This is a genomic window from Paenibacillus sp. CB74 (genome assembly GCF_055687625.1).
In genome coordinates this window covers 4,052,439-4,067,610 of sequence record NZ_CM146009.1, presented here as the reverse complement: position 1 = coordinate 4,067,610, position 15,172 = coordinate 4,052,439, and the positions used below count along the sequence as shown (strand labels likewise).

Sequence of the window (15,172 nt, the reverse complement as noted above, 5' to 3'; positions counted from 1 at the left end):
AAGTGCTGACCTAAAGAAAACGCAATCTCATCTAAAACATCCCCATTGTTGCAGGCGGTGGGGATGTTTTAACATCTATTTGAAAGCGCTTCACCAACGAGTGGTACCTAAATCTAAATCAGGATGAAAAGAGGGGTAGCATGAAAAAGTGGATGGTCACAGGCATGGCGCTATTGCTGGCGACAACCGTCATGGCGGGATGCAGCACTGGAAACGGGGCGAAATCCGGTGAGAATGGGGGAGACGGCAAGACGAGGTTCTCCATGTCACTGCGAACGCTGGCGTATACGTATGTGGAGAAGTCGCCCGACATCAACCAGGATAAATGGGTGAAAAGGCTGGAGGATCTGACCAATACCGATCTCAAAATTGTCCTGGTGCCTCATAAGGAATATGAGCAGAAAATGGTGCAAATGTTTGCCACCAATGATATTCCTGATGTGGTGCAGGGTGACGGCGGCGTCAACGGCAAGGAGATGGCCGGCTCGGTCGAAGCCGGAGTATTTCAGCCACTGGATGAGTTGTTACAGCAGTATGGGCAAGATTTACTGAAAGCCGTGCCGAAGGAAGCCTGGGACCAGGTCACCCATGACGGCAAGATCTATGCCATCCCTGAATATTTATCCAATCCATCCCGCCGGGCAACCTGGATTCGTAAGGATCTGCTGGATCAAACCGGATTGCCGGTGCCTACTACGGTGGAGGAGACAATGGAAGTGCTGCGCGCCTTTAAAAAGCTTGGCGTGGAGAATCCATATATGGGGCGTGAGGATTTCAAATATGCGGATACCTTCTTTGGTGCCTATGATGTGCAGCAGTTCTTGTCCATGATGGAGCAGCAGGGCGACCAGATTGTACCGAAGTTCATGGATAACGAGAATATGCAGCAAGCCCTGACGGTGTATAAGACGATGTATGAGGAAGGGCTTATCAACAAAGAGTTCGCAACGATTAATTCCACCGTATTCAAAAATACGATCCTCTCCGGCAAAGCGGGCATGTGGTCCATGAATGCCAACGAACTGATCCAGTGGGAGAAGCAGATTAAAGCGTCGGTTCCCGATGCCAAAATCGAGATTATCCCTTCCCCTGTCGGCCCGGACGGAAAAGGCGGTTATTATCTGTACGGTCCTGTGACACGTGCCTACTTTATTAATAAGGATGCGGCCGATCCGGCTTCCATTATCCGTTTTTTCAACTGGATGGTGTCTGACGAAGCGGAGAAGTTCTTCACGTACGGTACGGAAGGAGAGACCTATACAGAGGATAATGGTGTGATTTCATATACAGCTCCGACAGACTCTGCTGGCGTGGACGAGGAGCGTTACCGTCAATCGTTCTTATGGTTCGTACAGGACACAACATACAACAAAGGCTCCCTATCCCTGACTGAAGAAGGCAAAAAGCTGATGAATATTTACGATACGGTTTTAGCCAAAGAAGGTCGGGATGGCATTAACTTTGATCCGCGTTTGGAAGCTTTTGTACAGAATCCCGATATTGCTCCCAATTCGGATACACCTCCTCAGGTATTGCTCACACACATGATCAAGATGGTATATGGCAAGGAGCCGATCTCCGATTGGCCGAAGGTAGTTGAGGAATGGAAATCCAAAGGCGGGGATCAGGCCATCAAGGAAGCCACAGAGAAGTTCAAGAACGGTGAAGGCGTGTCGGCACCGCGTCGCTAGAATTGTTCGACATAAGCATGATTAACATCAGCAATTGCAAAGGTATAACGTCAGGAGATTGGACTACCGTGCGGAGGGGATACAAGTGAATAATTTGTTCAAAACGTGGAAAAAGCGCGTTGTCCTTGTTGCCATGTCTATGATTCTCATTAACGGCACCATCGTTCCCATGCATGAAGTCCGGGCGATGGAAGATGTTGTTCCTAGCTCTATTCGTAACCCTATACAGGAAGAAAGAGAGAACGTCCCGGAGCCGGAGGGCCCGGAGCTGGAGATTTACGCGGAAAACTTTGATGACCCGGACAATTTTGGCTCTACAGGTGGAATTGCATTGAGAGCTCCCTGGTCGCAGGAAGGGGCAGGTGGAAGCAAGGCCAAGACGTCATCTTCCACGACTGCTCCCTCGCTGCCCAATATGATCAAGATAGACGGAACCGATGCGCTTGCACTACCTCTCAACTTGACTGGATACGGAAATATACGGCTGAGCTACTACACGCGTGCTTCCTCCTATATAAGTGGAAGTGTGATTATCGAATGGTCGAAGGATGGTGGCACATCCTGGACGACGCTGGAGACATTTGAACTTCCCCCGGGCACCCCGGACCTGAAGAATAAGGAAGGCAATACGCTAAAAAGCTGGACGCTGGGTTCGGAAGCGAACAATAACAGCACGGTCAAAATTAGATTTCGGACAGGAGATGCCATGCAGGCCAACATGTATATCGACAATGTTGCCATTTACGGTCAGGCTATTCCCGGAATAACGCCTGCCCCATCCCCAGTGCCGCCTGGAGAAGAGAATACTGAATTTATGCCTCCGGAAGGAGTAACTTTATACGAGGATGTGGAGATCGGTACGGCTGGTGGGCGGGCGATGTATTCGTCCATTGCCGTTCCCGAGACAGCGGCAGCTGAACCGATGCCAGTCATGGTCTATATCCATGGAGGTGGGTGGAATCACGGGGACCGGAAGCAGGCATTGAACTCCATATGCAACTATGTACTCAAACGCGGTTACATCGGTGTCTCTCTGGACTACCGACTGACGCCTGAGGCACCTTTCCCTGCCCAGATTCAGGATGTAAAGCTTGCTATTCGATACCTGCGAGCTCACGCTGAGCAGTACAATCTGGACCCAAGCCGTATTGGTGTCTGGGGATCATCGGCGGGCGGACATCTCGCTGCATTGCTCGGTACAACAGGGGACATGGTCGCTGGTGACACTGTAGAGCTCGATACAGGGGTGACAGTAGATATACCTGATCTGGAAGGTTCAGGCGGATGGCCTGAGTATTCCGACAAAGTGCAGGCGGTCGCTGACTGGTACGGACCTGCTGATTTTACAACGACATTTGCTAATAACTATAGCTCGGTCACAGCTCTGCTTGGCGGGCATCGCGCGTTCGATGTTCCGGAGCAGGCCAGACTTGCCATGCCGGGCACGTATGCTTCACCAGATGATCCACCATTCTGGATTCGGCACGGTGATGCTGACGCCACTATTCCCTATACCGACAGCGTTACTTTCGCGGGACAGCTTCAATCTGCGGGTGTGCCGATTGTGGATATGAAAGTCGTGCCTGGTCAGGGCCATGGATTTACAGGGACCGCTTCCGAGACTGCGAATGCAGAGGCATGGGCTTTCATGGATGAACATGTGAAGAACCGGATCGTTACGGAGCCTATTATTTTCAAAAGCAATCCTGAAGCCACTTCGCCTGGAGATGAAGAAGTGGCTGAAGAAAAACCGTTGATTGAAAAGGTCATCGCCAGTAAGCTGCCAAGCGACGATGCGGCGATTGACAGCAGCAAGCCTGACCTGAATTTCAATCAGGCCACGGGCTCCAGTACCGGATTACTAAGCATCTCTTCCACTTCTTCAACCAAGAAATATGTGTACTTCAAATTTGATATGACTGGAAATGAGCCGGAAGGAGATCGGTATCGATTGCGGATTGCAGCCAAGAAAGGCACATCAAATATCGATACCACGTTGTCTCTGTACGGTTTGAATGTAACAGACTGGAGCGAATCATCGTTAACCTGGTCGAATGCTCCGGTCCAAAGTCTGAGCGAAGGTTCGCTGCTCGGCACATTCCAGGTTACGGCAGATCGGAATGGAAGCCCGGCCGTCTACGAAGTGGATGTAACCGATGTTGTGAAGAATCGTCCAGATGCGGTTCAGGTTGCATTTTTGCTTGCGGATGCGGAATCAACGGGTGTTTCCGTGAACGTATACACCAAGGAAGCGAACGGAACGAGCAATCCGCGTCCACAGTTAGCAGTCATTGCTTTGATCGAAGAAGGCAGTGACACGCAGTCACCCGAATGGGAGCAGGGAGCTGAGCTTGAGATTCGCAACTGGGGGACAGATTTTGCGGAACTGAGATGGCCAGCGGCCAGCGATGATACAGCTGTATCTGCCTACCGAATTTATCGGGATGGAGTCCTGCTGGCAGAACAAAGTAAGCGGTCATTTCGTGACAGCGAACTTGCAGCTGGGACATCGTATACGTTTCAAGTGAAAGCAATTGACGAGGCGGGCAATATCAGCAGTGCTCTATCAACCGAAATGACAACCCTAGACGTCCCGTTATCGTCCCTGCCTGTGGCTTCTGTCACGGCAAGTGGCAGCGACGGCAACCTAGCGACCAATACCATCGATAATAACAGCTATACACGCTGGTCTGTTGCCGGGGAGGGGCAATGGATCACATTTGATCTGGGTCAGATACAGTCAGTGGGTTATGTGGGGATTGGTTTTTACAAAGGGGATGTCCGAAAGACCTTTTTTGAGATGGAATCGTCTGTTGACGGTGAGCAGTGGACCCAGGTATTCAACGGCGAAAGCAGTGGGGATACAATCGAAATGCAGGCATTTGATATCCCAGACACTTCTGCACGTTATGTACGAATCACAGGGCATGGCAATTCAGATGCGAGTATTTACACAAGTCTGACCGATGTGCATCTGTATGCCCCTTTTGCAGGGGGAGGGACACCTGTGGCACTGATTCCATATATCGTGCCACAACCACCTGAAGGGACGATGCCCTTTATCGCCCCAGGTCTGACGGAAACAGATGGCACACCACATGTTGTCCATGTTCCACATGCCGTGACCGGACGTACAATGGATGTACGGGATTTTGGAGCAAATCCTGCCGACAACACGAGTGATGACCGACCAGCAATACAGGCTGCTATTGATGAGGCTGAGGTGGGTGATGAAGTGTTTTTACCCAATGGAGTGTACAATTTGTTATCCGGGCCGGATGGAACCACCAACCTGATGCTCAAATCCGGCGTGAATCTGAGAGGAGAGAGCCGTGAAGGAACCGTGCTCAAGACATCGCTGGATCAGGTAACGGGCAGTGCCGTTCTGAAGGCATCAGCTCAGCATAGCATTCTCGTATCCAAGATGACCCTAACTTCATCCTGGTCCGGCAGCTACACGACGGATCATCAATCCAATAATCCCTCCGCTGGGGGGCCGGATAGTCTGATTCACATCGCCAATTATGGTGAGTTACCATCGTATGACATTACAATTGACGGCGTAATTGTGGAGAAGTTCAAACGAATGGCGATCCGTATTGAGCACAGCCGCGATGTTGTTGTGAAGCATGCAAACTTTCGCAATGCAACAGATCTGGGCCCCGGAGGTTCAGGATACGGAATTTCGATTCAGGGAACGGCCAAGACCGATCGACTCGGCTTTGATAATGATACGTTATGGAATGTGGTGGAGGACAGTGCATTTGAGGGTCCTTATCTCAGACATGGAGCACTGATTCAGTTTGTGGCTCACAATAACGTGTTACGCGGCAATACATTTAATGGAACCAAGCTGGATGCCATTGATCTTCATGGTGAACTGGAGTATTTGAATGAAATCTCTGGCAATGTCATTACGGATGTGCAGACAGGTGCAGGGATTGGGCTTGGCAATACAGGGGGTTCAGCGCCAAGCAACCACAGCAAGTCTGGCAAAGGAAACTACATTCATGACAACACAATCAAGAACAGCCGGATCGGTATTTCGGTGACGATGGGTACTCCCGATACTCTAATTGAGGATAATCTCATCGAGAATACAACCACGATTGCAGATGCGGCTGGAATCAAAGTATTGAATGGACCAGGTACGGTAATTCGCGGCAATGTGATTCGTAACAATACTGCCAGTGGATACTGGGGCGTACGGCTTGAGCGCGACAAAGGCGATGCTGGAGCTGGCAATATAGGCGAAGGGAATCCCGAGAATGTGTTGATCGAGGATAACCGAATCGAAGGTAACACAAACGGAATCGGCTTGTTTGCCGGAGTCGGCATTCTGCTAAAGGCTAACATTCTAAACAACGTGAATGAGGACTACTACCAAGCAGAAGGTGTGACCGTTACCGAACTATAAAAGATCAGAATAAGTAGCCTAGCAGGTATCTATATAAGTTGAAGCTCAATTTTACACCTAAACGGAGAGTGCAGAACCAATTTGAAGAAGCGTAGCGTTCGCCTTTATCACTGGATTTTCCCCATAAATAAAGGGAATGATGAAATCTGGGGATAAGAGCGATCGGAAAATGGTACTGCAATCGGAGTGATAAGGGTGTAACATTCATAGTTCAACTTATGTAGCCTGATGGGCTACTTTTTGTTGTAGTCGTTATTTAAGATTCACTAAAGGTTCGTCCTCTACCATGGTTACATAAGCCTCAGTTGCTTAACAGAAACCAAGAAGGAGGATTCATCATTTGAATATACTATTACGAAAAGTTGCAGTAACGGCATTATCCGTGACTATGGTAACGTCATCTTTTGGCCTGATGGCAGGTCCAAATGCGGCATTTGCCGCAGAGAGCACAGCGACAACCGCGAGTGCAGGCGTGACACAAGCTTATGAATCGTTGTTCCAGACGGACAACGTGATTGATGTGAATGTAACGATTGATGATGCAGACTGGAAGAGTATGCTTGAAAGTCCGCTCGATAAGGATTACAAGAATGTGAGTGTGGACGTGGACGGCAACAAGCTGGACAACGTTGGTTTCTCCACCAAGGGCAATCTGACCTTGAAAGCCGTAGCCTCGATGGAGGATTCGGATCGATACAGCTTCAGACTGAAGTTCGATAAATACGACAAAACACAAACCTTGCTCGGACTGGACAAAATGGTGCTCAATAACAACTATGCAGATCCATCCTATATGCGTGAGGTACTTCACTATGAAGCGCTTCGCAGTATTGGCATGGATGTGCCGATGACAAACTACGTTAATCTGTATGTTAATGGCGAACTGGTCGGTTTCTACACCGGGGTTGAAGCCGTAGATGACAGTTACTTGGAACGCAACTACGGTGAGGATTACGAAGAAGGCGTGCTATATGATACAGATGAGAAGAGTTATCTTCAATATGAAGAGGGCAGTGACTACAGTACAATCACCAAAGACTTGGGTACGGATAAGGACAAAGCCAAACTAAAAACCTTCATCCAAACGCTGAACGAGATGCCAGAAGGTGAAAAAGGCGATATTGAAAGTGTGCTGGACGTAGATTCGGCGCTTCAATATATTGCAGGCAACATGGTTTTTGGCAACTATGACAGTTATAACGGCGACAAAGGACACAACTACATGCTCTATAGTGATGCTGATGGCAAGTTCACCGTTGTACCTTGGGACTTTAACATGTCCTTCAACGGATACTCGGGTGGAGGCGGACGTGGCGCAACAACCGGATTAACCACAACCAACACCAACGCAACGAACGTATCTGTGGACGAGCCTGTACTGGGCATTAGCATGGAAAATGTACCGATGATTAATAATCTGCTTGCTGTGCCGGAGTATAAGGAAAAATATATGAGCTACGTCAATGAACTGACGGACTATATGGAAGGCATTCAGGATCGTATTACTGGACTTGCCGATGAGATTCGTCCTTATGTAGAAGCAGATCCAACGAAATTCTATACGACAGAACAGTTTGAATCCAACATTGCTTATTCTGCAAATGCAGAAGCAGCAGGTGGTATGGGCGGCACACCACCAGAAGGATTTGAAGGAATGACACCACCTGAGGGCATGGAAGGCATGACGCCGCCTGAAGGTTTCGAAGGAATGACACCTCCAGATGGAGCAACACCTCCGGATGGCACGACGGGAACAGGAACAACAGATAGCACAGGCAATACGCAGACACGTCCTGGCGGTAACTTTGGCGGAGGAGGCGGAGGTATGGGCTCCATGGCGGCTGGATCACTAACGACATTTGCACTGAACCGCCTTGCGAATCTGCAAGAGCAACTTGGGCGTGAAGTAACGCCACTGCCCGAGACTTCGGAAGAGACAGGTTCGAATACTTCATCCGGAACAACCGACAAAACCATTACCGTAACACTCGATGGTAAATCGATCACCTTCCCGGATCAGGACCCCTTGCAGCAAAGTGGCAGAGTGATGGTGCCTGTGAATGCAATCCTCGAAGCCCTTGGTGCAGAGGTGACTTGGGACAAAATGGCGAAAACAGTAACAACCGTTCTGAATGACCAGACTCTTGTGCTCAAGATCGGAAGCAGCACAGCAACCGTAAATGGAGAGAATTTCGAAATTGATGCACCAGCGATAATTCAAAACAGTCGCACACTCGTGCCTGTTCGCTTCATCTCCGAAGGATTGGGATTGACCGTGGAATGGAATCAAACCGCTGCACAAGTAAGCCTTACATCCAAATAAGCAATATCTTCTGCGGCGCAACGTTGTTGTACGGAGAATGAGAGAAGGGATTCGATGGTCAGATCGAATCCCTTTTTGTTCTGCTTTTGTAGATTAGAAAGGAGCGAAGACATATCTAATTTATCGTTCCAGATTGATTTAATTTCCAACCAGCAGATCATTCTCACATAATTACGGAGAAAGCGGAAAAACTTTGATTTTTAATTTCAAATAAATGTGATGAAAGTCACTGAAATATTATAAAAAATGTGAATACTCCTACCGATATGACTATAGTGATATTCGAAACAGACTCGAAATCGGCTTGAATATCCCCACAATTACTTAGGGAAAAGGGTGGCTCACACACATGCGAAGCATGAGCATCGGTACCAAAATCAGTTTGATCGTTATCAGTATATTTATCGTCTTCTCCTCAGCTGTGGCGATAAGTGTAATCATGGAGATGAGACATGGGATTACGACATTCGCTACAGAGAAGGCGAAGCGAGATTTGGAGATGGCGAATAGTATCATTACATATAAGTATCCAGGAGAGTGGGCCATTCAAGACGGACAATTATTCAAGGGAGATATCGCGCTGGAAGGTAACTTCGAACTGGTGGATGAGATTGGACAAGCATCTGGGGACACGGTGACCATCTTCCGAGGTGATGAACGTGTCGCTACGAATGTTATGATAAACGGGGAACGTGCTGTTGGCACAAAGGTATCTGAAGAGGTCGCCCAGATCGTTTTGCAGCAAGGGGAAAAATACTTCGGTGAAGCCGTGGTTGTGGGTCAGAAATATCAAACGGCCTATGAACCCATCAAGAATGCATCCGGGGAGATTATCGGCATTTTCTATGTTGGTGCTTCTCAATCATTAATTGATGTGATTATCTCCTCGTTCCTCAAGACATTCCTGATCGTATTCCTGCTCGCAATGTTGGTCGCAATTACCCTGATCCTGTGGTACGTTCGCAGGGTGAGAGTACGAATCGAGCGGGTATCCGTGGCAATCAAGCGGGCGGGCACAGGTGATTTTACACAGCCTGTAGTCGATAACGTCAAAGATGAAATTGGCATGCTGGGCACGGGATACAATGAGATGAGAAGCAATCTGCAGATGATCATTCAGGGTGGACTTCAAGCTGCGGAGAAAGCAGAGCATTCGACTGGATTGCTGCTCAAGATTGCGGATCAGACGGGTAATGAATCGGCACAGATCGCATCTTCTGTTGAACAAGTCGCGCAGGGAGCCGAGCGTCAGACGGTCAGTACGGAAGAAAATCTGCAGGCGATGGAAGAAGTGGCTATAGGCGTACAACGTATGGCAGACAAGGCCTCCAGCATTTCTGACTCTGCTATGTATTCACGCAACCAGGCAGAGACCGGAGGTGAAGCGGTGCAACTTACCGTTCAGCAGATGTCTACGATTGAATCCTCCGTTACCAGAACGGATGAAGTCATTCGCATGCTGGAAGGGAAGTCGGCACAGATTAGCCAGATGGTTTCCACCATTCATGAGATTGCGAATCAAACGAATCTGCTCGCCCTCAATGCATCGATTGAAGCGGCAAGAGCCGGGGAACATGGCAGAGGATTTGCCGTGGTATCTACCGAGGTTCGTAAACTGGCTGAACAAGCGGGAGAATCTTCAGATCGTATTGAAGAACTGGTCAAAGCCATGGAACAAGATATGCAGCAATCGCTATCGGCCATGTCGAGAGTGAAGGATGAAGTGCAAGAAGGGCTGCGCTTGACCCGGGAAACGGAACAAAACTTCAGCCTGATCCGGGATACGAACTTGCGTATGGCGACAGAGATTGAGGACATGGCTGCGACGAGTGAAGAGATGTCCTCAGGCGTGGAGCAGATTGTGGCTTCCGTACATGAGATCGCTCGCCATGCGCAGACGGCCAGTACCAATTCACAGCAGGCTGCCGAATCTGTTCATGAACAGCTCAAGTCGGTAGAGCAGATCAAGGCTTCTACGGCTATTTTGTCTGAAGTGTCGACAGAACTCCAGACTTCACTTCGTCCGTTTAAGATATAATATCTGTTACAATAGGGAAAAGGAGGGACTTCAATATGGCTCCTGATAAAACAAAACTTTTCCCCAATGAGAATATCCGCACCGTATGTTACATTCAAAACCTGCCGCCTCGTTCCAACGTGGACATCGGTGATTATACGTATTATAGCGATAACAGCAATCCGCCAGAGCAATTCTATGACCGGATACAACATCATTATGACTTTATTGGTGATCGCCTGGTTATTGGCAAGTTCTGTGCAATTGCGGAAGGTGTGACATTCATTATGAATGGCGCGAATCATCGGATGGAGGGCATGACGACGTATCCTTTTAACATTTTCGGTGGAGGATGGGATCGTGTGACACCTACACTTGAGCAGCTTCCATATAAGGGTGACACGATACTGGGGAACGATGTATGGCTTGGACAACATGTGACGATCATGCCTGGTATCACGATTGGAGACGGGGCAATCGTTGCCTCCAATTCAACTGTTGTGAAGGATATCGAACCCTATACGATTGTTGGTGGTAATCCAGCCAAAACTGTTAAAAAGCGTTTTGATGAAGAAACAATTGCACTGCTGCTGGAATTGAAGTGGTGGGATCAGGATGAGGAGTGGCTGGATACGCACCTGGAACGTCTTGTCTCTACATATGATCTAGAGATATTACGCGGACTTTTGAACAGCAAGTAGAGCAGGTAGAAACTGTATTTAACCAAAGCAAATCAGGCCCTGGACCGTTTTGAGCGGATCAGGGCCTCTTGTTGTCCAAGATGAAATGTTAGATTAGCGGATGGGGGGACGTAGAGTGCAATCAGACTTTGCTAGTGGGGGTTTTGAATGAGTATGAGTTTCTGCATGATCCGTGTTTGTCTGTTTGCCTGAATAAAAGTTAATGATATCATCAACGGTAGTAAACACGACATTTAAATCCATATTATCATTGTGTGTTTGAATAAAAACCTCTTTTCAATGGGTTGTTGCGTTGTTTAATTTAAAGCTTCTTTCATGCTTAAGCCTGCTGTGAATACAGGAACTTTACCTGCAGGTAGTTGAATTTCTTTGCCTGTTCTCCGACTTCTTCCCGTTCTTGCCTCACGCTTCTGTACTTCAAATTTCCCGAATCCAACCAGTTGAACTTCTTTACCTTCTTTGAGAGCTTCCAGAATTGAGTCCAGTACAACGGTTACCGCCTTTTCAGCATTCTTCTTGGAGAAACCGCCAGCCTTGGCTACTTCTGTGATCAATTGTTCTTTATCCATGGGGAATACCTCGCTTTCATTGTTGGGGTGTGAAATTCTGTGCTGTACAACCTATGAGTAAATAAAAAGCTGCCTTATTAATAAGGCAGCTTTCATATAATTAAAGTTTAGTAACGTTCTCAGCTTGTGGTCCACGGTTACCTTGAGTTACTTCAAATTGAACGCGTTGACCTTCGTCCAAAGATTTGTAACCTTCACCTTGAATTGCACTGAAATGAACGAATACGTCTGTTCCTTCTTCAGTTTCGATAAAGCCGAATCCTTTATCCGCGTTGAACCATTTCACTGTACCTGTTTGCATGTGATTCCTCCAAAAAATAAGTTTTTAGCCGATCATTATGACGAGTATATTTGAAAAATTGACACTCACCTGGTGCATTTAAACCACAGACTTGATGTCCGCTAATGTATCGATTAATATTATAATACCATGTCCGCTAATATAAGTCAAGATTTGGAGGTAATTTCTAATGAATCAGTCATCAGGGATTTCGGTGCAGCGGGAGCCAACGATAGAAGAATTCATTCATATGCTTGCCAATGAGGATGAATTACAGCCCAAAACCGTGAAGGAATATGCAAGTGATCTGAAGCACTTTATTGAATGGTACAAGGAAAACACCCTGCTCGGGGAAAAGGTTACATTGAGAATTGAAGATGTAGATACATCCACTTTAGTCCATTATCGTGAAGATTCACACAAGGTTATGCTATTGAAACCAGCCACCATTAACCGCAGGTTGATTACGCTGAAGCGTTTTTTCAAATGGGCTGTTCTGGAATCCAGACTCAATCATGACCCCTCCAAAGCATTAAAATTCATTCCGGAAGACAAAGTCAGTCCACGCCGAATGACATCCGAAGAAGAAGAAGCGTTCCTCGAGGCAGTGGAGTACGTTAACTCTCTTCGTGATCGGACTATCCTGACCCTTATGTTCCATACAGGCTTGCGAACGATGGAGGTATGCAATCTCACGCCTGGTGATATTGAACTTGGTAGACGAAGTGCTTACCTGACAGTGAGAGCCGATAAACGCAACCGGGAGCGTAAGGTCCCTTTGAATATGCAGTGTATTGTAATATTGAATCAGTACTTATCTGATTTTGCTACCGATCATACGTACCTTTTTCCTTCAGAAAAGACAAACGATCGTTTAACGGAGAGAGCACTACGCCATCTGATTAAAAAAGTAATGATTGCAGCAGGGCTGGAAGGTCTGAGTTCACATGATCTGCGTCATCGTTTTGGCTACGCCATGGCAGAGCATACGCCCCTTCACCGTTTGGCGGAGATGATGGGGCACACCAATCCAGATACGACAATGATTTATATCAAAGCATTAAGTACGAATCAGCGGTGAAAACAAGAATAAAGGATCCATATGATAGTTAGAATTAAACCCCTCTTATTAGAAGTTCTTCGAAATTTCCGTGTTTGTATTACTTTAACCTAACCTTGGCATTCATATACTCTCCTTCACATTTCACTTAGGCACTGCCCGACAGGGTTGCCTTACCTCTCTTGAAGAAAGCGATTACATATCCCTGATAATATTGTATATTATGATGGCAACCTTGGATCTGATCAACATGATTCCTTAGCATTTGGCATAAATTCGGTGAGAAATAAGAAATCCAATGATTCACAATATCACACATATATCAGTTGTTAGGGCATACAGCCCATTATAAAAAGGAGGAATCCGAACGTGTACCGGGTACTGCTGGTGGATGATGAAGAAGATGTGCGGGAAGGACTTGTTGTAGAGGTCGATTGGGAAGCGCTCGATCTGCGGATTGTCGGTTTGGCTGAGAATGGGCGAGAAGCTTTGGAGATGGCGGAGCGGGTGGAGCCGGATATTGTGGTGACCGATATCAGCATGCCCTTCATGAATGGTCTGGAACTCGCGCAAAGATTGAGGAAGCGTAATCCACTTGTGAAGGTGGTCATCTTAACTGGATATGATGAATTTGATTATGCGAGGCAAGCCATCTCGTTAAGTGTGGATGAATATCTGTTGAAGCCGTTCTCGGCAGGACATCTCACCGAACTGCTCACAAGACTGCGCGCCCAGATGGCCGCTGAAGTGGCCGAGCGTGAAGATGTACAGCAGCTGCGTGAGCACTATCATACCAGCTTGCCATTACTGCAGGCAGATCTGATGGCGACCCTGCTCCATCGGCAGAAATCTTCGACATATATTCATAGTAAAGCCAAACAATGTGGTTTGGATCTGGCAGGAAAACGCTACGGGGTGTCTGTATTGACACTGCATATGGAAGGAGATGTGCAGAAGGACAAACCTGAGGAAGTATTCAACGAGCTGCCGCCGCGGCATAACCAATCAACATCTGAGGAAGCGGATCAGTCTAAGCTATTCGTTCCCGGAGGTTCATTGCGTCAATCGGAAGATGCTGAACTGAAACGCTTTGCTGCACTTAACATTGCGGCAGAAGTATGGGCGGAACACGGGGCTGGTCATGCCTTTATGCATCAGGAGACGATTGTCCTGCTCTATGTGGATCGCTTGGGCGGTACAGATGGCGCGAAGCGACAACAGAAGGCATTGGAAAATGTGATGCGCAGCATCAATCACTACTTACGTATTCCCGCTACGGTGGGATCTGGTCAGATCGTGGATACACTTGCGGAGGTGAATCAGGCCTATGAAGATGCCCTGCTCGCCTTGGATTATCGGCTTGTACCCGGAACGGATTCAATCATATATATCGCGGATGTAGAGCGGCAGACGGCGGGCAAGCTGCGGTTCGACGAGTTAAAGCAGCAGACGCTGACACGTTGTCTTAAGGCGGGTACACAAGTGGAACTGGAGGAAGCACTGGCGATCATTTTCCGGGAAATTACAGTGGAACATGGGCGCAGTGATATTCAGCTCTATCTGATTGAAGTGTTAACAACAGTATGGAAGGCAGCGCAGGCATCCGGAGAAGAGATGGAGGACATCTTTGGAGCAGGTTTCCAATTGTATGCAGATCTGTTCCGACTGCCAGGTCTTACTGACGCACAGAAGAAGGTACGGGAGGTCTGTCTACTTGTACAACATCGCATTGCCAGTGGTCGCCAGCATGTATATAAGGATATTGTTGAGCAGGCGTTAGTCTTCACCAAAGAGCATTATGCCGACCCGGATCTGTCCATTCAGAAAGTGTGCGGACATTTGCATATCAGCTCCGGTTATTTTTGTGGCATTTTCAAAAAAGAAGTGCAGCTTACCTTCCTGCAGTATCTGATGCAGATCCGGATGGAGGCGGCCCGTGAACTGCTTCGCTCGACAGAGCTGAAGTCGTTTGAGATTGCGGAGCAGGTTGGCTTTGCTGAACCGAACTACTTCAGTTTTTGTTTCAAAAAACATATTGGCGTCTCGCCCAAAGAATATCGTAAACAGGCTTCCCAGGCAGCACATGAAGGTTCAATCCGATGAAGTTCTGGTCC

Annotated in this window: 9 protein-coding genes; 7 read left to right on the top strand and 2 right to left on the bottom strand. The window is 47.7% G+C overall.

What is annotated here, in order from left to right:
- Positions 1-140: 140 nt before the first annotated feature.
- The 5 genes from ACX9NY_RS18100 to ACX9NY_RS18080 all read left to right on the top strand — a co-directional run bounded on the left by ACX9NY_RS18100 (position 141) and on the right by ACX9NY_RS18080 (position 11,149).
- A complete protein-coding gene (locus tag ACX9NY_RS18100; RefSeq protein WP_472474179.1) occupies positions 141-1,691 on the top strand; it encodes an extracellular solute-binding protein in 1,551 nt (516 codons plus the stop codon).
- 85 nt (positions 1,692-1,776) lie between these two features.
- Positions 1,777-6,108: an alpha/beta hydrolase fold domain-containing protein gene (locus ACX9NY_RS18095; RefSeq protein ID WP_472474177.1), complete on the top strand. Its 4,332-nt coding sequence runs from the start codon at positions 1,777-1,779 to the stop codon at positions 6,106-6,108.
- 340 nt (positions 6,109-6,448) lie between these two features.
- Positions 6,449-8,431, top strand: coding sequence for a CotH kinase family protein (locus ACX9NY_RS18090; RefSeq protein WP_472474175.1), 1,983 nt, complete (start codon positions 6,449-6,451; stop codon positions 8,429-8,431).
- A gap of 349 nt (positions 8,432-8,780) precedes the next feature.
- Positions 8,781-10,469 carry a methyl-accepting chemotaxis protein gene (locus tag ACX9NY_RS18085; protein WP_472474173.1) on the top strand — a complete coding sequence of 563 codons (1,689 nt, stop codon included), beginning with the start codon at positions 8,781-8,783 and terminating at the stop codon, positions 10,467-10,469.
- 35 nt (positions 10,470-10,504) lie between these two features.
- Positions 10,505-11,149: a Vat family streptogramin A O-acetyltransferase gene (locus tag ACX9NY_RS18080; RefSeq protein WP_339259171.1), complete on the top strand. Its 645-nt coding sequence runs from the start codon at positions 10,505-10,507 to the stop codon at positions 11,147-11,149.
- 296 nt (positions 11,150-11,445) lie between these two features.
- On the opposite strand, the gene ACX9NY_RS18075 is transcribed toward ACX9NY_RS18080, so the two are convergent.
- Positions 11,446-11,718 (bottom strand): HU family DNA-binding protein, encoded by a 273-nt coding sequence (locus tag ACX9NY_RS18075; protein ID WP_169480336.1) that lies wholly within the window; start codon positions 11,716-11,718, stop codon positions 11,446-11,448.
- 100 nt (positions 11,719-11,818) lie between these two features.
- The gene (locus tag ACX9NY_RS18070) at positions 11,819-12,019 is read right to left on the bottom strand and encodes a cold-shock protein (RefSeq protein ID WP_017690333.1); all 201 of its coding nucleotides are present in this window, start codon (positions 12,017-12,019) and stop codon (positions 11,819-11,821) included.
- A 169-nt stretch (positions 12,020-12,188) separates the two neighbouring features.
- Here ACX9NY_RS18070 and ACX9NY_RS18065 point away from each other — a divergent pair, with 169 nt between their 5' ends.
- Positions 12,189-13,079, top strand: coding sequence for a tyrosine-type recombinase/integrase (locus ACX9NY_RS18065; RefSeq protein ID WP_339259173.1), 891 nt, complete (start codon positions 12,189-12,191; stop codon positions 13,077-13,079).
- A gap of 348 nt (positions 13,080-13,427) precedes the next feature.
- Positions 13,428-15,161, top strand: a complete 1,734-nt coding sequence (locus tag ACX9NY_RS18060) for a response regulator (RefSeq protein WP_472474170.1) — start codon at positions 13,428-13,430, stop codon at positions 15,159-15,161.
- Positions 15,162-15,172: the final 11 nt, after the last annotated feature.